This is a genomic window from Rhizobium sp. 768_B6_N1_8, assembly GCF_051811225.1.
Classification (GTDB): domain Bacteria; phylum Pseudomonadota; class Alphaproteobacteria; order Rhizobiales; family Rhizobiaceae; genus Rhizobium.
Genome location: NZ_JBPWPV010000001.1, coordinates 2,199,159 through 2,221,546 on the forward strand (window position 1 = coordinate 2,199,159; position 22,388 = coordinate 2,221,546).

Sequence of the window (22,388 nt, forward strand, 5' to 3'; positions counted from 1 at the left end):
ATACCACGACCGGTTTGCCCATCACATCGGATCACTGCACGTGGCAGCTGGTCGACCTTCCAGGCGCTTCCAGCTGCGCATCGTTGCCCTTGATCCAGAACAGAACGGTCCCATCGGTATAGCGCGCGCCGGAGCCGGACATGCCCTGCGGCAGGCGGAAGCTCTGCCCGTCGGTGGTGAGCAACACCTCGTTCGGTGCAGTCACGAAGCTTGCGGTGACACCCTTGCCGTCATCGCAGCGATAGATGACGTCCGCCTTGTCCTCGGCAAAGGCCGGCGCAAGGCTCATCAAAAGCACGATACCCGACAATCCAAACACACCACTCTTCATCCTCATGCCTGTCTCCCTCGGTTGGAAAGTGTGGGACGTTAGCAGCAGATGATGACCGCATGAGCGGTCGTCAACGCAGGACGTTATACGGCCGACGCACATACCGTTGGCGGACTACTTCACCCTCTCTCCAGATGTCTGCTGGAATGAAGCCGCAGCACTCATACAGCCGCCTGGCGGCACCCGCTCCCGGACTACCTGCGACGAAGGTATCCACATGAATAGTAGACTCGGGAGGTGTGGTTGAAATGGCAGCCTCGACAAGTAACTTGCCAATGCCGAGCCGGTGAAAGTTGGAAGAGACCGCGAGCCAACGGATGGCATACTCCGTACCGCTACCGCCTATGATAACGCCTCCTAAAAAGCAGCCATCTCCAGCATCGGTTCTTGCGCAGTAGGCCTGCCGCTGCGCGATCTTCCGGATAAGAACATTATCGAAACCGGGCATGGGACCGAACAACGGCACCACTTCCTCAGCCAGCCGAAGCCAAGGTGCTACATCATCTTGCTGTGCCAAGCTGATCTGAACTTGCATCCACCGCCTCGCCATGTCCTGAACCAAACTTCCATAGCAGGCAGATGTTGGGCTTGTCCGCTTCGGGCGCAACAGCAGACTTCAGCCGTGTGTTCGCTCCGAGCAATTCCACGGCATTAGCTCGTCGACCAGACTCTGCTTCTGGCCATTGACGATGGAGCCATCTGGCCAGAGCTATGGCGCGCTGCGACCTGGCTCGGCGCCCAGGGCTGACGGTTATTTTGCTGCGTAAGCGATGGCGAAAAATGGCACCGGCTGTCGAATTCGCGCCCGCTCGCGCGTCTTCTTGACAGAGAGGTCAAGGAGAACAGCCATGACGATTTCCATTACCGCCTTTGAACGCACGCCGCTCTTGCCATGTTTTTGCCACCACCCTGACATGCATTCTTTACAAATAACGCCTACCATAGGTTCGGACATGGAGGACCTGCGATGAATGAGATGACCGCATCGGACATGCTGAGGGATCCGCTGATCCGCCAGATGCTGCGCGCCGACAGGATCAGCCTTGCGTCCTTCGCCACCCTGCTCGATACCGCCAGCCGTCGGCAGGCCCGCCGCGCCGGCGAAAGCGTTCCTCCCCAGCCTGCGGCTCCGGAGGCCTGGAGCAGCGAGGCTCTTTCCTCCGTTTGACATCCCCATGCCCGATCAGGGCAGACAGTTTGGGCTCGCCTTAGCCAGGCGGGTCTTTTTTTTGCGGGATTAGGTAGCAAAAACCACCAGATTTGAATTCCTGCATACCGTAGCCTTGATCCAAAGCAGATGGAGCGGCAGTGGATCAAGCAGATGAGAGTCGATCGGGAAGGTTGGGGCTGGTTAATGCCTGGAGCTCAGGTTAGTCGCCGTGAGAGTTGGTCTATCTCAATCAATTCGCAAATCATTTCAGAAACACTGAACGGCCGAACATTCCACAATCACCTCTTGCCATTCGTAGTACCACAACAGAGCTTGCGCGATAACAGTCGAGACCGCGACAACCAATATCATCTGTCGGAGCGTGAGGGATTTCCAAAACATAAACCGAGCTAGAAGTAGGCAGCTCGTCATTCCTGCCGGAAACATCAAAACTGGCACCCACGAAACAATTTCTGCTTCAAATCGGTCTTTCGACAAACAGCACAAGAAGTGTTTGTGGTCTTCCGAAAGCCCAAGAATGACCTCGGTCAGCGCTATATACGCACTCCAAACCACCGACACTGGGCCAAGAAGAAACCCCACGACAGCGACGACGATGAATGCCCCGAATAAAAACAGGAACAGATTCAGGCCATTCATAAAAGCGAGTGTTTTCAGAACGAGGAAGGCTGGCGATGCGAGAACACAAAGCAACGCCGCCGATGCCCACTTTTGTCTCTGAGTTGGAAGGTCGACTTCGGCTTGCACATCCATTCGTGGCCCTCAAATGTGAAAAAGCAAAACGACCATGTGGTGGTAGTGTGCCAACTATATGCTGATCACACTGTCAAGCCATCTATCGCGCGATCAGTTTGACTCTAACTCAAGAACATCTTTTTAAATCTTTGGATATTTTGCAATATTTTCCGGATGTTCGACGATGTGTTCTGTGGTTTTTGCTGCCTAATTCCCTTTTTTTTGCGCTGCCCTCTGAGCTAGGCCACCGTAATTATCGGCTGGCTGGCCTCACCGGTTTCGGCAGGCGCTGGAACCGGAGCGACCTTGCCGACAAGATCACCCAGCATGGTCACCGCCAGATCGGGCGCGACATGGTGCGGCATGTGGCCGACGCCATCGAGCAGTTCGACGCGGACGGCCGGATGCCTCTCATGGAGCCAGTCGAGATGCCAGCCTGGGTCGATGATCCGGTCTTCCCGCCCGAAGAGAACGGAGACCGGCAGATCGGCCGGCAGGCCCTCGGGCGGCTGCATGTCGCCGTTGAAGGCCCAGAGCTCCTCGGCCATGGTGGCGATCGACGCGGCATTGACCATATGCATGGCCGGCAGGGTGGAAAGCTCTGATGTCACCGGATTGGGATAGGACGAGGCGCGCAAGCCACGCTCGAGGAAATAGGACGACCAGCGGGCAATCACATGCTGGCGGATGACTGGGCCGACGAAGGGTGCCACGGCACTGCGCAGCACGATGAACGGCTTGAAGGGAACGGGCCGACAGCAGGGCGAGATGAGAAACAGGCCCTTCAGGAGATCCGGCCGGCGAGCGGCCAGATGCAGTGCTGCCGCACAACCGATCGAATGGGCGGCCACCACGACCTTGTCGAGCTCCAGCGCCTCAAGGAAACGCTCCAGCCAGAAGGACTGGCCACGCGGGCCGCGCTCCCCGGCAGGCAGTGCCGGGCTGAAACCATAACCCGGCCTGTCAGGCGCGATGATGTTGAGGCCGCTGCCCGAAAACGGCATCATCACCTCCTCGGCGATACTGCCGCAGCCATGCAGCAGCACGACGGGATTTTCACCTGCGCTTCCGCTTTCGAGCATGTGGATCTGCTCGCGACCGGTTTGAATGATTTTGCCAACCTGCGGGGAGACGGCCGGTGGAGGGAGAGGCTGGACGTAGATCATGCCGGGCAAAACGTGAACATCGGGGAAATGTTCCCCCGCCCCAGAAAATCGCGCCGCCTTCAGATGGTTAGTGCTTTCGGCGAGGCGTCGTGCCGATAGCGGGCAATTCAGGCGACGGGCAATTTCCGGAGGATCTTCTCCATCGCCTTTCCCCGAGCGAGTTCGTCGACGAGCTTGTCCAGGTAGCGGATTTCCCGCATGGTCGGCTCTTCGATATTTTCCACGCGCACCCCGCAGATCACGCCCGTGATCAGAGCGCGGGATGGATTCATTTGCGGCGCCTGCGCAAAGAAATCCTCGAAACTGGTCTTTTGCTCCAGCTCCCCGTCAAGGCTTTCCGCGCTGTGCCCCGTCAGCCAGCAGATGATTTCGTCGACTTCCGCCTTGCTGCGCCCCTTCTTCTCGGCCTTGGCGAGATAGTGGGGATAAACGCTGGCGACGCTGATGGAATAGATGCGATGCTTCGTCATGGGCCCTCCAACAGCATCGGCCCGAAAATCGGAATCGATTTTCGGAAAGCCTGATGCGTCGATTCAAAGAGTTAGAGCGTCCTTAGTGCGTCCGAATGGACGCACGGCGCTCTACGCGCTCCAGAGATCGTCCGGCCGAAGATAGCTGAGATCGGCGCAGGGAGGAATGCATGAGTGGCAGGCCGGACCCGATGTTGTTGAGGCCGCTGGCCGAACGGCATCACTACCTCCTCGGCGATACTGCCGCAGCACGCAGAGCACGACGGTATCTTCGCCCTCCTCAGGATATTCCGGCAAAGGCGGCAGCTGTCAGTAATCGACGGCCACCGCATCCGCTGTGCCGAGATAGGCCGCGAGTTTGGCCCGCTCATGCCAACCAGGATCGGCATTCCTGCCCATCAGCTCCGCCGGAACCTTCCAGCCCGGATCGATGCCTTGCATGTCAGGAAGTTCATGCGCGATGCCCTTGTGGCAATCGATGCAGGTCGCCTTGCCCGGGAGCAGGTATCGCGTGTGGATGTCAGCGGCGCGCACGGTCTGTTTCGTCAGGTCCATGGCGCCCATCGAGTGGCAGTTCCGGCATTCCAGGCTGTCATTGGCTTTCAGCCGCGCCCATTCGTGCTGGGCGAGTTCCAGCCGCTTGTCGAGGAACTTTTCGCGCGTGTTGATCGTCCCGAATATCTTGCCCCAGACTTCCTTCGACGCCTGCATCTTGCGGGCGATCTTGTCGGTCCACTGGTGCGGCACATGGCAGTCCGGGCATGTGGCGCGAACGCCCGAGCGGTTGGAGAAGTGAACCGTGCGGCTCAACTCCTCGTAGACATTCGTTTTCATTTCATGGCAGCTCGTGCAGAAGGCCTCGGTATTGGTGGTCTCCAGCGCGGTGTTGAATGCGCCCCAGAACATGACGCCGCCGACGAAGCCGCCAAGCGTCAGGAAAGCCAGACTGAGTGTCGTTGCCGGCGAGCTCAACAAGCGCCAGCACCAGAGTACTATGGCCTTTATATTGCCGATCATTGCTCGCTTCCCGCAGGTTTGAAGCCCAGCTCGCTCATGTCCTTGAAGGTGTTCGGCACCAGGGGCTTCGCATCCGCCTGAGGCACGTGGCAGGCGGTGCAGAAGTATCGCCGGGGCGAGACGTCGGCCAGCATCTGCCCTTCGCGGGTCATGAAGTGCGTAACACTGATCATCGGCGCGCCGGAGCCTTCGGTCAGCTCGCGGCGATGGCAGGAAAGACAGCGATTGGCGTTCACCGTCAGCTGGTAGCCCTCGATCGAATGCGGGATGATGGGAGGCTGGTCCGGATAATTCCGCATCTTCCTGACGTCATCGACGACCCATTTGGGAACCGGCTTCGCCTCCTTGTTCTCCATCGGGTTGTCGTTGCCCGACAACGAGGGCACCATCTGCGCCACGGTGACGGTGCCTGTGAACAGGAGAAGGGCGACGGCCGCGATCGCCCAGACACGCTTCTGGACCACGCGCCTCGTGATCAGGCGACGGGAAGAATCTTGACTGCGCATTTTTTGAAATCCGCTTGCTTGGAGATGGGGTCGGTGGCGTCGAGCGTGACCTTGTTGATCAACTGGCTGGCGTCGAACCACGGGACAAAGATCACGCCATGCGGCATTCGATTGCGCCCGCGAATTTCCACGCGGCTGATGATCTCGCCGCGCCGCGACCGGATCCGGACCTCCGCCCCCTGATTGATGCCCATTTTCCTGGCGTCGTCTCCGTTCATGAAACAGCGCGCGCCGGGAAACGCCCTGTAGAGCTCGGGAACACGCATCGTCATCGAGCCTGAATGCCAGTGTTCGAGAACACGGCCCGTCACGAGCCAGAAATTGAACTCGTCATCAGGCGACTCGGCGGGCGGTTCGTAGGGCACCGCCAGGATGACCGCACGGCCGTCCTTCTGCCCGTAGAACTTCAGCCCCTCGCCTGGCTTGACGTAGGGGTCGTAGCCTTCGCGGTAGCGCCAGCGCGTCTCCTTGCCGTCGACGACCGGCCAGCGCATGCCGCGCACCTGATGGTACATGTCGTAGGGCGCGAGATCGTGTCCATGCCCGCGACCGAACTCGGCATATTCCTCGAACAGCCCCTTCTGGATGTAAAAACCGAAGGCCTTGGCCTCCCGGTTCTCGTATTCGGGCGAGACGTCCGACAGGGGAAATTCGTCCACCTTTCCGTTCTGGTAGAGCACCTGGTAGAGCGTCTTACCCTTGTATTCCGGGTTCTTCGCGAGGATCTCGGCAGGCCAGACCTCGTCGGTGGTGAAGCGCTTGGAAAATTCCACCAGCTGCCAGAGGTCGGAGCGGGCCTCGCCCGGAGCATTGACCAGCTGGTGCCAGACATGCGTGCGCCGTTCGGCATTGCCGTAAGCGCCCTCCTTCTCCACCCACATGGCCGCCGGCAGCACCAGATCGGCGCTCATGGCGGTCACTGTCGGATAGGCGTCCGAGACGACGATGAAATTGTCCGGATTGCGATATCCCTTATAGGTCTCGTTGCTGGTGTTCGGCGCGGCCTGGACGTTGTTGTTGACCTGCACCCAGTAGAAATTCAGCTTCCCGTCATGGAGCATGCGATCCTGCTCGACGGCGTGATAACCGGGCTTCTCCGGGATCAGCCCGTCCGGCACCTTCCATATTTCCTCGGCATGCTTGCGATGCTCCGGATTGGTGACGACCATGTCGGCCGGCAGGCGGTGGGCAAAGGTGCCGACCTCGCGGGCCGTACCGCAGGCGGACGGCTGTCCCGTCAGCGAAAACGGACTGTTTCCCGGCTCGGAAATCTTGCCCGTGAGCAGATGCAGGTTATAGACCATCTGGTTGGCCCACACGCCCCGGACATGCTGGTTGAAGCCCATGGTCCACAGCGACATGACCTTGGTCTTGGGATCGGCGTAGAGTTCGGCGAGCTGTTCCAGGAAGGCGCTGTCGACGCCCGAAAGCTCGACCGCCTTTTCGAGCGTATATTCGGAGACCATCTCCTTGAACGCCTGGAAATCGATCGGCTCCATCTTGGCGGCGTCGGCCACGCCCTTGGCCTTCATTTCAAGCGGGTTATCGGGCCGCAGGCCGTAGCCGATGTCGGTCGTCCCCTTCATGAACTTGGTATGCTTGTCGACGAAATCCTGGTTGACGCGGCCGGTCTGGATGATGTGGTTGGCAATATAGTTCAGGATCGCGAGATCCGTACCCGGCTTGAAGATCAACGGGATATCGGCAAGGTCCATGCTGCGATGCGTGAAGGTGGACAAAACCGCGACCTTCACATGCTCGTGCCCGAGCCGCCGGTCGGCGACGCGCGTCCAGAGGATCGGATGCATCTCGGCCATGTTCGAACCCCAGAGCACGAAGGCGTCTGCGTTCTCGAAATCGTCGTAGCATCCCATCGGCTCGTCCATGCCGAAGGTGCGCATGAAAGCCACCGCTGCCGAAGCCATGCAGTGACGCGCATTGGGATCGAGGTTATTGGAGCGGAAGCCCGCCCGCATCAGCTTGGTCGCGGCATATCCTTCGAAGATGGTCCATTGGCCGGAGCCGAACATGCCGAGCGCCGTAGGCCCCTTTTCCTTCAGCACGCGCTTGGCCTGCGCCGCCATCACGTCGAAGGCCTCTTCCCAGGTAACGGGTTCGAACTCGCCGTCCTTGGCGTAGACGCCGTCCCGCTTGCGCAGGAGCGGGCTCGTAAGCCTGTCCTTGCCGTACATGATCTTGGAGAGGAAGTAGCCCTTGACGCAGTTGAGGCCGCGATTGACCTCGGCCTCCATGTCGCCATGGGTCGCGACGACCTGGTTCTCCTTCACGCCCACCATGACGCCGCAGCCGGTGCCGCAGAAGCGGCAAGGCGCTTTCGACCATTTGATCTCGAGTGCCGCCACTCCGCCGGGCACCGACTGTGCCGAGGCGGGCGCGGCAAGGCCTGCGGTCGCAGCGGCGATTGCCGCCGCCTGCGCCTTCAGGAGATCACGCCGCGTGAGTTCGGTCGTCATCGATCGTCTCCTCTATTTCCAATGCCTGTTCGAAAACCATGTGGGCGGCGAGCACGCCGTCCATCCCCGAGATGCCGATGAGCGTTTCCCCGAGCACGCCGGAATGCGGCCCCTCGATCACGACGACGATCTTGCCCGGTCCCGTCGCGTGAACCTCGACCCCTTCGATTGCAGCGAGACGCGCTGCGACATCTTCGGTCAGTTCCGGGCGCGTGATGACGACGGCACTGGAGACGTGATGCCGGCTGTTAGACATGAGCAGCCTCCGGATGATGGGGCTTCATCGTGATTGCATCGGCCGGGCAGACCGAAATGCAGGCGCCGCATCCCGTACATGCCGCCGCATCGAGTTCGGGAACGAACGGTCCGCCGAGCCGCGGCCGAAACCGGATCGCGCCGGCCGGACAACAATCACGGCAGGCCTGACAGTCGACGTAATTATTGGCCAGGCACCCGTCGCCAATTGCCGCATAATGGGCAAAGCCGCCTGCAGAACCGGCCGAAAAAACATTCTCGGGACATCGTTCCGCGCACTTGCCGCAAAAGGTGCATTCTCCCTGCCGAAAATCCACGGCCGGAATGCCCGAACGGATCGAAATGATCTTCGTGGGACAGGCATCGACGCAGGCGCCGCAGCCCGAACAGTTTTGAACGGATGTCTCACTCGCTCCGGGAGGCAAGATCCTATCCAGATCCTCCGGGGACCTGCCGGTCAGAAAGCCACGTCGGGTGCGCGTTGCGAGAACCATGAACCGATCCTCACTCTACCGAGGCCGAAGGCGCGGGCTTGACCTCATGAGGTCCCGGCGGCCCATTGACGATCTGGTACATCCAGACCAGGAAGCCGTAGCCGCCGACGACCCCGACAGCGACAACGGGCCAGATCCCGAAAGCGAGCACGGCGAAGGTCAACAGCTCGCGCCGGCGCTTCTTCCTGAACTCTCCGCCAGTATCCGTGATTTGAGCCACAACGCCTCCCCAGAGTTGCCGACGCTACTGGTATAACCCCTTAAGCGTGTCCAGCCAATCTCCATCTGTTATTGCGACTTGCGCCAGCGCTTCGCGATCGGGAAATCGGCTATGCGAGAACGGTGTATCGCACGCCCGCCCGGCAGTCCTTGACAGAGATCAAAGCAGGCAGTCGACGGATTGAATCCACCGAGCGGCCGACCCGGCCTTGCCGGACCAACGCACCCTGCCAGGCCTCGTTCTTTGTGACCGGCACGCTATCGTTCCATGGGTGACTGATGGCGCAAGGCCGGGCTAAGCTTGGCCCGCGCGCGGGGATTATTTCCGACATCGCCTGTCGGCTTCCCGTCCGCCCGCTCGTCTTCCAGACGGACAGGAAGGAGAACGATCATGACGATTACCATAACCGCCTTTGAACGCTCGCCCGATCGCGGCAAGGGCCTTGCGCGTGACATGCGCGTTCGCTGGGCGCTCGAGGAAGTCGGCCAGCCCTATGAGGTTCGCCTTGTCTCGTTCAAGGCGATGAAGCAGGCGACCCATCTTGCGCTTCAGCCTTTCGGGCAGATTCCGACCTATGAGGAAGGCGATCTCACCCTCTTCGAATCCGGCGCCATCATCCTGCATATCGCCGAGCGCCATCCGGGCCTGCTGCCCGATGATGCCAAAGCCCGCGCCCGCGCCATCGCCTGGATCTTCGCCGCCGTCTCCACGATGGAACCCGTCATCGTCGACCGCGAAACCGCCAGATATCTGGAGGGCAAGGAGAGCTGGTACGAAGAGCGTCTGGCCTACGTCAACGACCGCATCCGCAAGCGGCTCGGCGAACTCTCCGCCCGGCTTGGCGATGCCGACTGGCTGGACGGCACATTCACCGCTGGCGACCTCGAGATGGTCTCGGTGCTGCTGAGGCTGGAGGGATCGGCCCTGCTGGACGAATATCCCAACCTCTGCGCCTACATCGCACGCGGGCAAGCGCGCCCCGCATATAAGCGCGCCTTCGAGGCGCAGAAGGCGGTGTTCCTGGCCGCATCGGCTGGCGGGCAATAAGTCTGATTAGGGCCGAAAGCCTCGACCGCTTTGCGCCCCCATTCCGGTCATTATCACAAAATTGGCGCAACGCATTCGGCCGGTCTCCGCCGTACTTGCCGGCATTGCGCTGACCACGACCTGTTAGGTCGGCGTTGTCCTTCCAGGTCGGCTTTGTTAGGCTCCTGCAGCTCTAGCCGGCCTGGAGACGCAGGAGTGCAGAACCGACACGACACTGTAGTTATCGGCGGCGGCCAAAGTGGCATGGCCATGAGCTACCATTTGCGCAAATGCAACCGAGAACATGTTGTTCTTGAACGCAAGCGCGTCGCGGAGCGTTGGTTGGGCGAGCGATGGGACTCGCTCCGCTTCCAATTCCCGAATTGGTCGTTGAGGCTGCCCGGATTCGAATACGCTGGCGATAGCCCGGACGCATTCGCGCATCATCGCGACGTTGGCAAGTTTGTCGAGGACTACGCAAAGTTCATAGATGCGCCGGTTCGCTGTGGCACGGAAGTCTCGTTGCTGCGTCGCGATCGCCACTCCGACCGCTTTCTCATTGAGACGAATGACAGTCTGTTCAGCGCATCGCGGGTCGTCGTCGCGACGGGCCCGTTTCAACGACCGTCGCTGCCGGCATGGTCGCGCGACCTGCCGCCGCATGTCTATCAAGTGCATGCAAGCGATTACCGAAACCCCGAGCAGCTCCCACCGGGCGCGGTCCTCGTGGTCGGTAGCGGTGCTTCTGGTTGTCAGATTGCTGATGAACTCAATGTCGATGGCCGTGTAGTCTATTTTAGCGTGAGCGCCCATCGCCGTGTGCCGCGCCGATACCGCGATCGCGACAACTTCTGGTGGTTCATGTCCATGGGCCGTTTTGATGTACCGATCAATAGCTTCCCAGGGCGCAAATATCCGACCACTACGGTGATCACAGGGGTCAACGGTGGGTATGACGTTGACGTGCGTCGCTTCATTCTAAAGGGGGGCGTCGTTCTCGGGCGGCTCGAGGGCGGCGCGGGCGGCAAACTCTACTTCAATGATGATGCCGAGTATGTTTTGACGGAGGCAGACCGAGCCTATAGCGACTTCAAGCATGCTGCGGATGAGTGCGCGAAGGCGAAATCACTCGACCTGCCCGTTGAAGATGCGAAGGACACGCCGGGACGGCCCGTTCCAGTTCAGCCCATTCCAAACCTGGATTTGAAGACTGCAAACATCGGTTCCGTCGTCTGGTGCACCGGATACACCTTCGATTTTGGTTGGCTGGACATTCCGGTGTTCGACGAAGGCGGAGCACCTATTCAGGAACGCGGCGTCACCAACTGCCCGAATTTGTATTTCCTTGGGCTGCATTGGATGCACACATTCAAGTCCGGCCTGCTCTTTGGCGTTGGTGAAGACGCTGCGTATATTGCGGATCACATGGCCGAAGCCGGGTAATTCAACGAGGACCGCGCCGGGATGTGCGCAGCAGTGTGAAATAATCCGCGTTTCCAGGAGAGAAAGGGCGACCCGGCTGTTTGTGGACGGGTCCGCTTTGGGCGTTAAGTCGGTTTGGCTCCGACCAGATCATTTACTCTATCCGCCGGTGACCGCTTGGCCCCAAGAGCGGTCTTCCAACTCGACAAAAAATCGCTAATCGCGCTTGCAGTTACCAGAATACCTGAACGGCGAGGACGGCGAGAAAGGCAACCACCACCGCAGAAGCCATCCGTAAGACGGTTCGATTCGCCTGAGCGAGTACCTGTGGCCTGGGTTCTCGCTTGGGATTGAATTTGTGGCGACGTTTCGGTGACGCTCCCGCTTGCGACGATTTGTTTCCTGCTGCCATGGCCGTTCTGCTCAAGGTGGTGAATTTCAGGACGCCAATCTACGCTGTTTCTCGATGTGCACGAAGTCATCCACGGCCATCAGGTTTTCGCGTTTTCATAGGCCAGGAATAGATCGGTTACGAGAACGCCATTGATGCGCATCCCAGTCAAATCGGCGTCTTTGATGTCTGAATCTGCCAACGTGACGCCGCTTATGGTCAACCGCGACAGGTTTGCATTCGTGATGGCGGCTCCAGACAGATTGACGTTGTTAAAGCGCGCATCCGCAAGGCTGATATCGTCAAAAAACGCTTCGCTTAAATTGGTGTCGGTGAATTTTGCCTTGGTCAAAACAGCGTAAAACCGGGCATCTGCAAGGTTCACGCCGTCAAAATTCGCACCTGACATATCGGCCCGCTCGTAATGAACTCCCTGCATCTGAGGGCCATCAAACTGGTTGTGTTCTTGGTGGTCGCTCATTGTCGTTTCCTCGGGTCAATCATGATTTTGACCCAAAGAATGCCAGATTGTGCAATCATTTACGACCGTCGAATCTGAAATAGAAACGAGCCCACGCCAATTCTGGCCGTGTCGTTTGTCGCGCAATTCCTAAAGCTTGCTACGTCGAAGGTTTTAGTTGCAAAATGTGTCGCAGGTTTTGGGATTTTTGCGTGTCTTCGCTCCAGCGCAAGCACAGGACAAGAAGCCCAACATTGCAATGCTCATGACCGACGATGACTCAAATGACCGCTTTGGGGTCGAGACGTGACCCTTCTGCCATCATTGCCAAGGGTCCGCAGTTGGCGCTTCGTGGACCTTGTAACTATTGCTGGCCTGTCTTGTTCGTCCCCCATGGGCGGAACCGCTTTCATAGTTGGGCGTTTTTGTCAGTTAGATCGGGTACTGCTGGCATTCGGCCGGCACTGCCGAATGGGAGAAAAATCATGAGAACGATATTAATCGCGATAGGTGCGTTAACTGCTTTAACCGGGTCTGCTTTTGCGGCCGAGCCGGCCAAGATGGTCGAGACGAAAATGGGCAAGGTCCTGGCCACTGAAAAAGGCATGGTGCTTTACACATTCGACAAAGATACAAAAGGCAAATCCAACTGCGATAGCGATTGCCTGAAGAAGTGGCCGGCGTTCCACGCTGGAGCCAAGGCCAAGGCGGAAGGCGAATGGTCTCTAGTCAAAGCTGCGGATGGCAAAGAGATGTGGGCCTATGAGGGTAAGCCGCTTTACACCTATGTCGAGGATAAGAAAGCCGGTGAAGCCAACGGCGATGGCGTTGGAGGAGTGTGGCACGTGGCCAAATAGCTCACCGGCGACGGTTCGAATGGGCGGTCGTCGGATCGCCCTGAACCCCAAGACTTCTGGAACGACCTATCTCTGTCTGTGGTTTCGCCGACAAACCCGGCCCGCCCGGCCCGTCCGATGGAACCGACCGCTCAAGCCTGACTTTCCCAGCCTCGTCGATAATACAGATCGCCACTGACCGCAGCGACACGCCAAGGCAGCATAAAACATCGTCGTCTCCCGTCATCTCGGTTGCATCGAGACTGTAATGGGAGCCTGCCCCTTGTGGGACCGCCCGATTACACATGCTAAGGGCCGGAAGCAGTCAAACCAATGGACCTTACATACGCCGCACAGCTTCCATTCCAAGAAGCTCAAGACACTTTCCGATAACCCTTGCGACCAGCTTGCACGTGGCGAGCCGTCCCGACGGATCGTCCGCCTTCAGCACCGGGCAATCCGTGTAGAACCGGCTGAACGCATCCGCCACCTGATAGGCCCGATCAGCGATTTCGAAAGACTCGAACTGTCGCGCTGCCTCCGAAAGGGCGTGCGGATACCAGAGGCATTCCATCAGGACGGCACGTTCCGATGGATGGCTGATCGAGATTGTCTCGCCTGGAACGATGCTGGCCTCCGCAGCTTTGTCGAGGATCGAGCAGATCCGGGCGTAGGCGTATTGAAGGTACGGTCCGGTCCGTCCCTCGAAGGAGGTCATCCTGTCGATATCGAAGATGTAACCTGTCTTTCTTGGTGTGGAGAGGTCGGCGAACTTCAACGCGCCGAGGCCCACAACCGTGGCTGCTTGGCTGTCGGCGACCATTTCAGACGACTTGGCGAGCGCAAGATCGATCATGTCACCGAGCGAGGCTGCCGACCCGTCACGGGTCTTGAAGGGCTTGCCGTCATTGCCGCGGACTGTACCGAAGGTCACGTGCCGTAATTCGACGCCATCGGCATAACCTGCCGCACGCGCCGCCGAAAACACGCTGGCGATATGGAGTGCCTGCCGATCGTCAGTGCAGTAAACGATCTGCTGCGCGCCGATGTCACGCACCCGCTGCCGGAGTGTTGCGAGATCGGTGGTACCGTAAAGGGCCGCTCCGTCTCTCTTCTGGAGAAGCAGAGGTGGCACATTGTCCGGAAGCCCGTCGCCGTAGACGTCGATGACAAGAGCCCCATCGCTCTCCCGCGCCAGCCCGCGGGTGGTGAGATCGTGGAGCATGGGCGCGACTTCCGCATGAGCATCGCTTTCGCCTTTGAATAGATCGAAATGCGCGCCGAGCATCTTCGCCGTGGCGGAGATCGATGCAAGGGAAATGGCCCGCATGCGCGCCCAGGCCTCCGCCAGAAGCGGGTCTCCGTCCTGCAGCTTCGTGGTCAGCATCCGCGCGAGCGCAAGCGAAGCCTCGTCCTCGCAGGCAGCATTGCCTGACTTGTAAAGGGCGCCAAGCTCCTCGACGGTCATGGCATCAAATGCCGATGGATCGATGAAGTATGTGGGGTCACCTGCCTTCCATCCCGCGGCCTGAGCTGCACCCAGAAGAAGCTTGCCCATTTGCAGGCCCCAGTCGCCAAGGTGAATGTCAGACAGAACGTCGTGACCGATCTCCACGAGGATGCGTCGCAGGCTCTCCCCGATGACGAAGGAACGCAGATGGCCGACATGCAGTGCCTTGGCGACGTTGGGTCCGCCAAAGTCAATGATCGTCCGCATCGGCTCCACCTTCTCTGCGGCGAGCGATGGATCGGCAAGCATGGCGCTTGCTTCCGCGGCAACGGCTGCATCGGCCAGCCGGAAGTTCACGAAACCTGGGCCGGCGACGGACACGTCCTCGAAAAGAGCACTCCGGGCTGCCTCTGCGACTTCCGCCGCAAGCACGCGCGGGTTCTTGCCCGCGGATTTCGCCAGCCGCATCATGTCGTTGCATTGGACATCGCCGAACTCGGGTCTGGTCGACCGGACGATGGAGGGGGCGGCTTCAAGGCCGTTCAGTTCATATGCGGAAGCAAGCGCGGCGAGCGCGGCCGATTTTACGGACATGGATCATTTCCTGAAATTGCATGAGTAAAGGAGCACGGAAGCGTTAAGAGCTTCAGCGTCGCCGTTCTGCAATCTTCGGAGCCATGTTCATGTCGGGCCTCTAAGTTCGATTTTTCAATAGACCGTCCGATGACCGCTGGCAATCATGTGATCGACTGAATTTTGCAACCGTAACGATTGGAAGCGTCTCACTAAAATCTACTGGCGATTGGTGGCTGACTGCGCGATCCGTGTTTCTATGACCAGCAAGGTCAGCGCAGGCAGCGTCAAATTGGCTGTCGAGATACCAAGTGCAAGATGGTGTCCTGGGAGCAGCGAGGGGGCGAACCAATATTTTCACTGGTTCAGTCAAAGCGCGTGTGTCAGTGTTTTGCAACCGACAAGGCGGGTCTGGCGGTGAAGGTGGCACATGTCGACAATAGAGGTCCCAGGACTGCTGTCGTTCACCATAGCGATCCTCGTGTTCTTCGCTGGCGCGAACCTCAATCGGCTCATCCCCGCCCTCACCCGCTGGAGCATTCCGGAGGCAGTCACCGGCGGGCTCCTGGCAGCGTTCGTGACGCTCGTCGCCTATGAGTTCCTTGGCATCGAGATCAGCTTCGCGCTCGGCGCACGCGACCTGTTGCTGCTTTACTTTTTCACCGGCGTTGGCCTGAACGCGCGGCTCTCCGATCTCCTTGCCGGAGGCAAGCCGTTTCTCATCCTGCTGGCCGTCACGCTTGCGTTTCTTGTGATCCAGAACCTCGTTTCCATGGGGGCCAGCGAGGTGCTCGGTCTTCCAGAAGGCATGGCAATCCTTCTCGGGTCGACCTCGCTGATCGGCGGACACGGCACGACGATTGCCTGGGCTCCGATCGTGTCGAGCCGTTTCGGTCTCACAAACGCTCTCGAAATCGGCATTGCCAGCGCTACGCTCGGCCTGGTCGTCGCCAGCCTCGTCGGGGGACCAATCGCACAGTATCTGATCACCCGGAATGGCTTGAGCGGCCCCAAGGACGAGGAGTTGACGATCGGGGTGCCGCGGGATGCTGCCGATGGCCACGAAGACGATGTCAGTTACATCAGCCTGTTGCGCACATTGCTGGTGACAAATGTCGCGATCATCATTGGCTACGCCCTGCACGAGATTATCCTTGAAGCCGGGATCAATCTTCCGCTGTTCGTCGTCTGTCTGCTGAGCGCCATCGTGATGACGAACAGCATTCCGATCCTGGCGCCGCGCCTGCCCTGGCCGACGCATACCCGCGGTCTGGCGCTCATATCCGATCTCTCGCTGAACATATTCCTGGCGATGTCCTTGATGAGCATGCAGTTGTGGGGCCTGAGCGGGCTCGGCCTTTCGCTCGCGATCGTGCTTGCGGTGCAGACGCTTGTGGCCGTCGTATACATCATCCTGGTCGTGTTCCCGGCCATGGGGCGCAACTACAATGCGGCGGTCATTTCCGCCGGCTTCTGCGGGATTTCGCTCGGAGCTACCCCGACGGCGATAGCCAACATGACGGCGGTCACCAAGATCCACGGAGCAGCAACCATCGCGTTCATCATCCTGCCGCTCGTCTCCGCATTCTTCATCGATCTTGCAAACGCGGCAGTGCTTGGGTTCCTTGTTCGGTGATTGGTCCCGCGGAGATATTTTCGTGAATCGTTCTGCGCACTCACTTGTCGCAAAAACTGTCGCTACGGCACGTCGAAATACGGAATCCAGCCCAATGGAAGTTTGAACAGAAAGCGACGATCCACGTTGACAATTTTAAGTAATTTTCCCCTCCTGTCAGAGGATAAAACTGGCGATGGATGGAGATCATGTTCAAGGTTGGCTTCACCAGAGGTAACGTAGAAGACAGCAGCCGATCGAATTGGGCTGGTGACGGCTCCCGGCCCTTGGCCTGGTCAGCATGGTATCCGACTGAAGATCCCTTAAGAAAAACCGCTGTTCCTGAGGAGCCAGTTCGATCCTTTTTCCTCACTGAGGAATCGGTGGACGATGCACGCCTGGCAAGCCGACAAGAGGCCTATCCCCTTGTACTGCTCTCGCATGGAACCGGGGGAACAGCAGCCGGTCTTGGTTGGCTCGGTCAACGCCTGGCCAAAGCAGGCTTCGTTGCAATCGGCATCGATCATCATGGTAACACCGCTTCGGAACAATATCGTCCGGAGGGCTTCCTGTGCTGGTGGGAACGCGCTCGGGACCTGACCGTTTTGCTGGATTATCATACTGCCGAGGGGCAATTTGCAGGGCAGCTTGATCTCGATCGCACCTTTGCGGCAGGGTTTTCTCTGGGCGGTTACACGGTACTGTCGTTGCTGGGTGCCATCACCGACATGACGCTGTTTCTCGACTGGGCTCAGAACAAGCCTTGGGGCAATGGTCCGAGAGAGTTTCCGGACATTGGGGAGCAGGTTACCCCACTGCTGGAAACCAGTGCCGTGTTCCGCGCCTCATGGAACCGGCAATCATCGTCCTATAAGGATTCAAGGATCAAAGCCGCTCTTCTTTGCGCACCGGCGCCCACGGTGCGGGGCCTGACAGGCGAAAGCCTGAGCAAGATTCCTGTGCCGGTTGCCATTGCGGCTGTAGCCGCTGATATCGAAGCCCCTTCCGACCTGTGCGCTGCATGGGTGCACGAACAACTACCAAACAGCACGATGGATTTGCTCGATCCAATGGCTGGTCACTACGCCTTCCTGTGCGAATGCTCCGAATGGGGTAAGGTCCATGAAACCGAAATATGCGCTGATGCGCCTGGCGTTGATCGCCGGTGGATTCATGATCGGACAGCAGCATTGGCGATCGAGCTGTTCTCGAAAACCGCGTCCGACTTTTGACACGCTCTGCGGGGTTCTTGCGACAAGGAAGGAGCCGCCATATGGGATCGATTATTGAGATTGGGACCATAAAAGATGTTGAGCCATGGGCGCAGCTTCGCATTGCGCTATGGCCGCATCACTCGCTTGAAGACCATTGTGCCGAGCTGGCCCGGTCGTTTCTTTCAGGAAATGGAAAAGCAGCCGCGTTCATCGCTCGAAATGATGCGGATGAAGCTATCGGGCTTGCAGAGGCCACTTTACGTCATGATTACGTGAACGGATGCACTAGCTCACCTGTCCTGTTCCTTGAAGGGATTTATGTCCGGCCCGCTGACAGGCGAAGGGGTATTGCGCGGTTGCTGTGCAACGCGGTTGCCGAATGGGGAAAGTCGCTTGGATGCGTCGAATTTGGCTCCGACGCGCCGCTTGAGAACGCAGCCAGCCATGCGCTCCATGCTGCATTAGGATTTGCGGAGACCCAGCGCGTCGTGTTCTTCCGAAAAACCCTGTAGTCCGTATTGCCCTTCCACGGGATGGCTTGTCGCGAAACTCACTCGCAAAAGTCGGAGCGCTGCGTGTTTCCAACGCAGAGAGGTACTCCCGGCACGGTGGCACCGGGAGCAGTATCGTCACTTCGTGAGCGCGGCCTTTTCAATGGCCGCAGCGACTTCATTCGCATGAACGACGAGGGAGGCATGGCTGCCAGCCACCTCTGTGATCTTGGCCTTCATCCTGGCCGCGAACAGTTTCTGGGTCTCCGGTGCGATTACCTTGTCCTTCGTGCTGATCACATAGAAGGTCGGTTTGTCGCGCCAAGCCGCCCTATCGACCGGAGCCTCGTAGGCTGTGTGGTTTAGCGGAAGCTGCGAGTTTGCCAGGGATTCGGCGACCTTCAGTGGAAGGTCCGCGGCGACCGCCGAGGGAAACACCTTGGGATCGATATAGAGGTTGCCCTTTTCGTCGGGATGAATTGCCTTGGTGCCTTCGGTTGCCGGGCCGCCCTTGGCCAGGGCCGCCAGAGATTCTCCGACGTCAGGTGCGAAGGCGGAGACATAGACGAGCGCGGAGACCTTGGGATCGTCACCGGCTTGCGTAATGACCACGCCGCCCCAGGAGTGGCCAACGAGGACTGTCTTGCCATCCTGCTTCGCCAGTGCCTGCTTGGTGGCATCGACATCCGCAGCCAGCGACGTGAGCGGATTTTCGACCAGCGTTACTTTATAGCCCTTCTTCGTGAGGATGTCGGCAACGGGCTTCCAGCTTGTCTGGTCGACGAAAGCGCCATGGACGAGCACGATGTTGTGCGCCGCCCCCTTGGGTAGACCAGCCGATTGGGCGGGTGCGGCAAACGCTGCCCCGGCGACGAGAACTGTGGTGGCTAAGAGTAGTATATTTCGCATTGCTTGCTCCTGTTTGGATGCCGACAACCCCGACCCACGAAAAGGGACAGGCACTTCGGTACGTGTTGCGGCAGTTAGCCAGATTGCTTGCTGGGTGACCTGTTGGCTCACGTCGACACGAAATAATACGAAGGGTTCCGGGACGTTAGGCCCCGATCGTCCGGATATTGTGTCCGACCGTACGGCGGACTAACATCAGGCATGGACATCCTCGCCGAAGTGCTCGATCGCGTTCGACTGAGCGGCACCCTGCTCTTTCACTTCGAGCTCGGCCATCCCTGGAACCTGGCCTTGCCGGAGCGCCCCTACGCCCTGTTCCATTATCTCAGTCGTGGCACAGCCACCCTCGCGCTCGAACATGGGCAAGAGCTCCGCATGGCGGAGGGCGATCTCGTCGTCATCACACGCGGCGAGCCCCATTTGATTTACTCGGATAGTCGGACGAAGCCATTCCTGGTTACGGACCTCGATCGACCCGCACATCTTGGCGTCGTGCGTCACGGAGGCAGCGCGCAGCCGCTCTCGACGATGATCTGTGGCAATTTCATTCTCTCGTGGCCCGCGCGCGGTAGCGTGATGGAGCTGCTTCCGCCCGTACTTCTCCTGAAGCCGGCAATGGACGGTGACTGGCTTGAGGCAATTCTGCGCCGCATGGTGAGCGAGTCGGCGCTTGAACGTCCCGGCCAACGCGTCGCGCTCTCGCGAATGACAGAGGTGCTCTTCGTCGAGGTGTTGCGAAGCTGGATCAAATCTCTCCGGCCAGGAGAAGGCGGATGGCTTGGGGCGATGGCGGACCCCTATATTGGGCGAGCGCTTGAGTTGATCCACGAACGACCGGATGGGCCCTGGACGCTTCGCGACCTCGCACATCGCGTGGGGCTCGGCCGCTCGGTGTTTTCGGCTCGCTTCACCAAGCTCGTCGGCCAGTCCATGCAGCGCTATCTGATCGCACGCCGGATGTCGGAGGCTGCGTTCCTACTGGAAACAAGCGATGAGGGAATTGCCCGGATCGCAAGCCGCGTTGGCTACGAAACCGTCGCGGCGTTCTCGAAGTTGTTCCATCGGCACCACGGCCTCTCACCCGGCCGCTATCGAGCAGCTCGGCGCACTGACGGCCGCCCAAGGCCAGGGGAATTTCCTGATCAGGAGGCGCCGACTGATCTTGACCAAGCTGACGTCGAGACCGTCCTGTCATAATCGCTGGCTGGGCGGAAGCTTTGGAATTACAGCCACTGAAGAGCATGGTCGTCGGCGCGAGCGCCTGCCGACGCTCCTATCCTGACCAGGTCTGTGGACCTGCGTGACCTAAATGCGGCCGTCCCAAACTCGTGCCGTACCGGGTCGCTAAGGCCGTATAAGAACCTCGGCTTCAATCTCGACGGGAAGATCAAATGGCAGGCCTGCCACGCCTATCGCGGAGCGGGCGTGGGATCCGCGTTCGCCGCCGTAAACCTCTGCGATAAGGTCGCTGAAGCCATTGATAACGAGTGGATATGAGTTGAAGGAGGGATCTGTATTCACCATGCCAAAGACGCGAAGCCAGCTGTCCACCCGGTCCAGATCACCCAAAGCAACTTTCAGGCTGGCCAACATTGCCAGTGCGGTCAGGCGAGCGGCATGGTAGCCTTCTTCCAAAGACAGACCTTTCCCGACCTTTCCGAGCGGTCCAGCAATCGAGCCGTCTAAATTGAGCGGCCCGTGTCCGGAAATATAAGCCCTTGACCCTGAAATGCGGACCCAGGGAAAGGAGAGTTTCACGTTAGGCGGAAGCAGGATCGGCGCCGGAAGTTCTAGTCCCAACCGTTGTAGCTGGCTTTCGATATGCGACATTGGTGATCGACTCCTGTTATTGCTTGGGAAGTTCCAACGAGACGCGGTCAGTGGCGCCGCATCCGCTGATGCTAGGCAAGTTAGATGCTGTCGCCCGACAGTAACAGCGCACTCGGCTGCCATAGTCGAGGAGATACGGGTCCCCGCCGCCGCAACGAAAAGAGGTCTGCTCGAACCCAGCAGTCCCCGATCAGGTGTAGCGATAACTTCATCTAGTGAGAGGCCGCTTTGGGCCGAAAGCGACCGTTGGTCGCATTTGCCGCAGAATTCCGGAATTCCGCGAGAGAAAGTATTCACATTTGAGTTAGGGGCTGCGCGTCTGCGGGGCCGTTTCAGTCACTTGTCGGAAGGTATGCGCGGTTATCGTATAGCCAAATGGATCGACGAAGGCGAAATAGCGTCCGAACGGACCGTCCTTCGGCGGGAAAGCTATCCGCACGTCGCGCTCGCACAGATGAGCGTGCAATTCGTCAGCGTCGTCGCAGCCAAACCAGATCGCGATGCCAACCCCCAGCTTCTGCGTATCGTCAAAGTCCTCGATCGGCGTGCGGACGGCGAATGGGATGGGGTGCGTTTCGAAAACAATCGCGCCCGGAGGAGCCTTTGCCGATGGCGTAAGCCCGACAATGTCCCGATAGAAGGTCCGTGCGGCGTCCAGATCCTTTGTCTGTATCCCAATGAAATCCGGTCCAATGAGGCGAGGCATGAGCTATCTTTCCTTTTTATACCTGACGCAGTATCGTCAGGGCCCTGATATAATATAAGGGTACTGATATGTCCAGCCTGATTGATCCGCCTGTTGATGACACCTACCGCTCGCTCGGATATGCGCTGAAGCGGGCGCAGCAAGCGCTGCGGGGCCATCTCGACACCGAACTTAGAAACATCGGATTGACGACCCCGCAATACTCGGTGCTGGCGGGGCTTGAGGTCAGCGCGGGCCTGTCAAGTGCGGAGCTCGCGCGGCGGGCCTTCGTAACACCGCAGACGATGCAGTCCATCATAGCGACACTCGAACGGGACGGCCTCATCAAGCGAATGGCCCACCCGGTACATGGGCGGGTCCTTACGACCGAACTTACGCCGGACGGCCGGTCGGCCTTGCGTGCCGCACACGAGATTGTCGCCAACGCCGAAAGCCTCGTCCGAAATGCCGTTGCACCCGATGATCCCGAGATCATATATTCAGCCCTGTTACGGATAGCAGAGGCCATCCCATGAGCTTCTCCGCCGACAAACGGCCGAAGAGGCTTCACGGTCGAGCCTGTTTCGTCCGCTTCGGGCCGACACCAGACGAGTACGTCGGCCGGAACGCGCCAGAAGCGGACGTCA

26 protein-coding genes are annotated in these 22,388 nt (G+C 59.2%); 9 read left to right on the forward strand and 17 right to left on the reverse strand.

Annotation, left to right across the window (positions count from 1 at the left end):
* Positions 1–31: 31 nt before the first annotated feature.
* From AB8B33_RS11230 to AB8B33_RS11240, 3 genes are all read right to left on the reverse strand, one after another.
* Positions 32–337: an MliC family protein gene (locus AB8B33_RS11230; RefSeq protein ID WP_439015426.1), complete on the reverse strand. Its 306-nt coding sequence runs from the start codon at positions 335–337 to the stop codon at positions 32–34.
* Positions 338–401: 64 nt separating this feature from the next.
* A complete protein-coding gene (locus AB8B33_RS11235; RefSeq protein ID WP_439015427.1) occupies positions 402–866 on the reverse strand; it encodes a GNAT family N-acetyltransferase in 465 nt (154 codons plus the stop codon).
* 216 nt (positions 867–1,082) lie between these two features.
* A complete protein-coding gene (locus AB8B33_RS11240) occupies positions 1,083–1,286 on the reverse strand; it encodes a hypothetical protein (protein WP_439015428.1) in 204 nt (67 codons plus the stop codon).
* Positions 1,287–1,298: 12 nt separating this feature from the next.
* Between AB8B33_RS11240 and AB8B33_RS11245 the strand changes: the two genes are divergently transcribed.
* Positions 1,299–1,499 (forward strand): hypothetical protein, encoded by a 201-nt coding sequence (locus tag AB8B33_RS11245; RefSeq protein WP_439015429.1) that lies wholly within the window; start codon positions 1,299–1,301, stop codon positions 1,497–1,499.
* A 249-nt stretch (positions 1,500–1,748) separates the two neighbouring features.
* On the opposite strand, the gene AB8B33_RS11250 is transcribed toward AB8B33_RS11245, so the two are convergent.
* The 9 genes from AB8B33_RS11250 to napE all read right to left on the reverse strand — a co-directional run bounded on the left by AB8B33_RS11250 (position 1,749) and on the right by napE (position 8,839).
* Positions 1,749–2,255 (reverse strand): hypothetical protein, encoded by a 507-nt coding sequence (locus AB8B33_RS11250; protein WP_439015430.1) that lies wholly within the window; start codon positions 2,253–2,255, stop codon positions 1,749–1,751.
* 221 nt (positions 2,256–2,476) lie between these two features.
* Complete coding sequence (locus tag AB8B33_RS11255; RefSeq protein ID WP_439015431.1) at positions 2,477–3,403, reverse strand: alpha/beta fold hydrolase; 927 nt, start codon at positions 3,401–3,403, stop codon at positions 2,477–2,479.
* Positions 3,404–3,510: 107 nt separating this feature from the next.
* Positions 3,511–3,873, reverse strand: coding sequence for a DUF2200 domain-containing protein (locus AB8B33_RS11260; protein WP_439015432.1), 363 nt, complete (start codon positions 3,871–3,873; stop codon positions 3,511–3,513).
* 309 nt (positions 3,874–4,182) lie between these two features.
* Positions 4,183–4,890 (reverse strand): NapC/NirT family cytochrome c, encoded by a 708-nt coding sequence (locus AB8B33_RS11265; protein ID WP_439015433.1) that lies wholly within the window; start codon positions 4,888–4,890, stop codon positions 4,183–4,185.
* Entirely contained in the window at positions 4,887–5,396 is a 510-nt protein-coding gene (locus AB8B33_RS11270; protein ID WP_439015434.1) for a nitrate reductase cytochrome c-type subunit, read from the reverse strand. The genes AB8B33_RS11265 and AB8B33_RS11270 overlap by 4 nt, the downstream gene beginning before the upstream one ends.
* Positions 5,366–7,870 (reverse strand): periplasmic nitrate reductase subunit alpha, encoded by a 2,505-nt coding sequence (napA, locus tag AB8B33_RS11275; RefSeq protein ID WP_439015435.1) that lies wholly within the window; start codon positions 7,868–7,870, stop codon positions 5,366–5,368. The genes AB8B33_RS11270 and napA overlap by 31 nt, the downstream gene beginning before the upstream one ends.
* Entirely contained in the window at positions 7,845–8,126 is a 282-nt protein-coding gene (locus tag AB8B33_RS11280; RefSeq protein ID WP_310388564.1) for a chaperone NapD, read from the reverse strand. Before AB8B33_RS11280 ends, napA begins: the two co-directional genes overlap by 26 nt.
* Complete coding sequence (locus tag AB8B33_RS11285; protein ID WP_439015436.1) at positions 8,119–8,619, reverse strand: ferredoxin-type protein NapF; 501 nt, start codon at positions 8,617–8,619, stop codon at positions 8,119–8,121. The genes AB8B33_RS11280 and AB8B33_RS11285 overlap by 8 nt, the downstream gene beginning before the upstream one ends.
* A gap of 10 nt (positions 8,620–8,629) precedes the next feature.
* Positions 8,630–8,839, reverse strand: a complete 210-nt coding sequence (gene napE / locus AB8B33_RS11290) for a periplasmic nitrate reductase, NapE protein (protein ID WP_029868513.1) — start codon at positions 8,837–8,839, stop codon at positions 8,630–8,632.
* A 390-nt stretch (positions 8,840–9,229) separates the two neighbouring features.
* Here napE and AB8B33_RS11295 point away from each other — a divergent pair, with 390 nt between their 5' ends.
* Positions 9,230–9,886: a glutathione S-transferase family protein gene (locus AB8B33_RS11295; RefSeq protein ID WP_439015437.1), complete on the forward strand. Its 657-nt coding sequence runs from the start codon at positions 9,230–9,232 to the stop codon at positions 9,884–9,886.
* 195 nt (positions 9,887–10,081) lie between these two features.
* Positions 10,082–11,308: an NAD(P)-binding domain-containing protein gene (locus tag AB8B33_RS11300; protein WP_439015438.1), complete on the forward strand. Its 1,227-nt coding sequence runs from the start codon at positions 10,082–10,084 to the stop codon at positions 11,306–11,308.
* 470 nt (positions 11,309–11,778) lie between these two features.
* Here the strand turns inward: AB8B33_RS11300 and AB8B33_RS11305 are convergent, their stop codons facing one another.
* Positions 11,779–12,159, reverse strand: coding sequence for a pentapeptide repeat-containing protein (locus tag AB8B33_RS11305; protein ID WP_439015439.1), 381 nt, complete (start codon positions 12,157–12,159; stop codon positions 11,779–11,781).
* 464 nt (positions 12,160–12,623) lie between these two features.
* Here AB8B33_RS11305 and AB8B33_RS11310 point away from each other — a divergent pair, with 464 nt between their 5' ends.
* Positions 12,624–12,995 (forward strand): COG4315 family predicted lipoprotein, encoded by a 372-nt coding sequence (locus AB8B33_RS11310; protein WP_007797316.1) that lies wholly within the window; start codon positions 12,624–12,626, stop codon positions 12,993–12,995.
* A gap of 319 nt (positions 12,996–13,314) precedes the next feature.
* Here the strand turns inward: AB8B33_RS11310 and argS are convergent, their stop codons facing one another.
* Positions 13,315–15,018 carry an arginine--tRNA ligase gene (gene argS, locus AB8B33_RS11315; RefSeq protein ID WP_439015440.1) on the reverse strand — a complete coding sequence of 568 codons (1,704 nt, stop codon included), beginning with the start codon at positions 15,016–15,018 and terminating at the stop codon, positions 13,315–13,317.
* A gap of 409 nt (positions 15,019–15,427) precedes the next feature.
* On the opposite strand from argS, the gene gltS reads away from it, so the two are divergent.
* The 3 genes from gltS to aac(6') all read left to right on the forward strand — a co-directional run bounded on the left by gltS (position 15,428) and on the right by aac(6') (position 18,338).
* The gene (gene gltS, locus AB8B33_RS11320) at positions 15,428–16,633 is read left to right on the forward strand and encodes a sodium/glutamate symporter (RefSeq protein ID WP_439015441.1); all 1,206 of its coding nucleotides are present in this window, start codon (positions 15,428–15,430) and stop codon (positions 16,631–16,633) included.
* A 188-nt stretch (positions 16,634–16,821) separates the two neighbouring features.
* Positions 16,822–17,844, forward strand: a complete 1,023-nt coding sequence (locus AB8B33_RS11325) for an alpha/beta hydrolase family protein (protein WP_439015442.1) — start codon at positions 16,822–16,824, stop codon at positions 17,842–17,844.
* 50 nt (positions 17,845–17,894) lie between these two features.
* Positions 17,895–18,338 carry an aminoglycoside 6'-N-acetyltransferase gene (gene aac(6'), locus AB8B33_RS11330; RefSeq protein ID WP_439017233.1) on the forward strand — a complete coding sequence of 148 codons (444 nt, stop codon included), beginning with the start codon at positions 17,895–17,897 and terminating at the stop codon, positions 18,336–18,338.
* A 117-nt stretch (positions 18,339–18,455) separates the two neighbouring features.
* Here the strand turns inward: aac(6') and AB8B33_RS11335 are convergent, their stop codons facing one another.
* The gene (locus AB8B33_RS11335; protein ID WP_439015443.1) at positions 18,456–19,226 is read right to left on the reverse strand and encodes an alpha/beta fold hydrolase; all 771 of its coding nucleotides are present in this window, start codon (positions 19,224–19,226) and stop codon (positions 18,456–18,458) included.
* Positions 19,227–19,427: 201 nt separating this feature from the next.
* On the opposite strand from AB8B33_RS11335, the gene AB8B33_RS11340 reads away from it, so the two are divergent.
* On the forward strand, positions 19,428–20,423 hold the full coding sequence (locus AB8B33_RS11340; protein ID WP_439015444.1) for a cupin domain-containing protein: 996 nt from the start codon (positions 19,428–19,430) through the stop codon (positions 20,421–20,423).
* Positions 20,424–20,570: 147 nt separating this feature from the next.
* Here AB8B33_RS11340 and AB8B33_RS11345 read toward each other — a convergent pair whose 3' ends face one another.
* On the reverse strand, positions 20,571–21,056 hold the full coding sequence (locus AB8B33_RS11345) for a RidA family protein (RefSeq protein WP_439015445.1): 486 nt from the start codon (positions 21,054–21,056) through the stop codon (positions 20,571–20,573).
* Between the two features lie 304 nt (positions 21,057–21,360).
* On the reverse strand, positions 21,361–21,762 hold the full coding sequence (locus tag AB8B33_RS11350) for a VOC family protein (RefSeq protein WP_439015446.1): 402 nt from the start codon (positions 21,760–21,762) through the stop codon (positions 21,361–21,363).
* A 68-nt stretch (positions 21,763–21,830) separates the two neighbouring features.
* Here AB8B33_RS11350 and AB8B33_RS11355 point away from each other — a divergent pair, with 68 nt between their 5' ends.
* Positions 21,831–22,277, forward strand: a complete 447-nt coding sequence (locus tag AB8B33_RS11355; RefSeq protein ID WP_113323498.1) for a MarR family transcriptional regulator — start codon at positions 21,831–21,833, stop codon at positions 22,275–22,277.
* Positions 22,278–22,388: the final 111 nt, after the last annotated feature.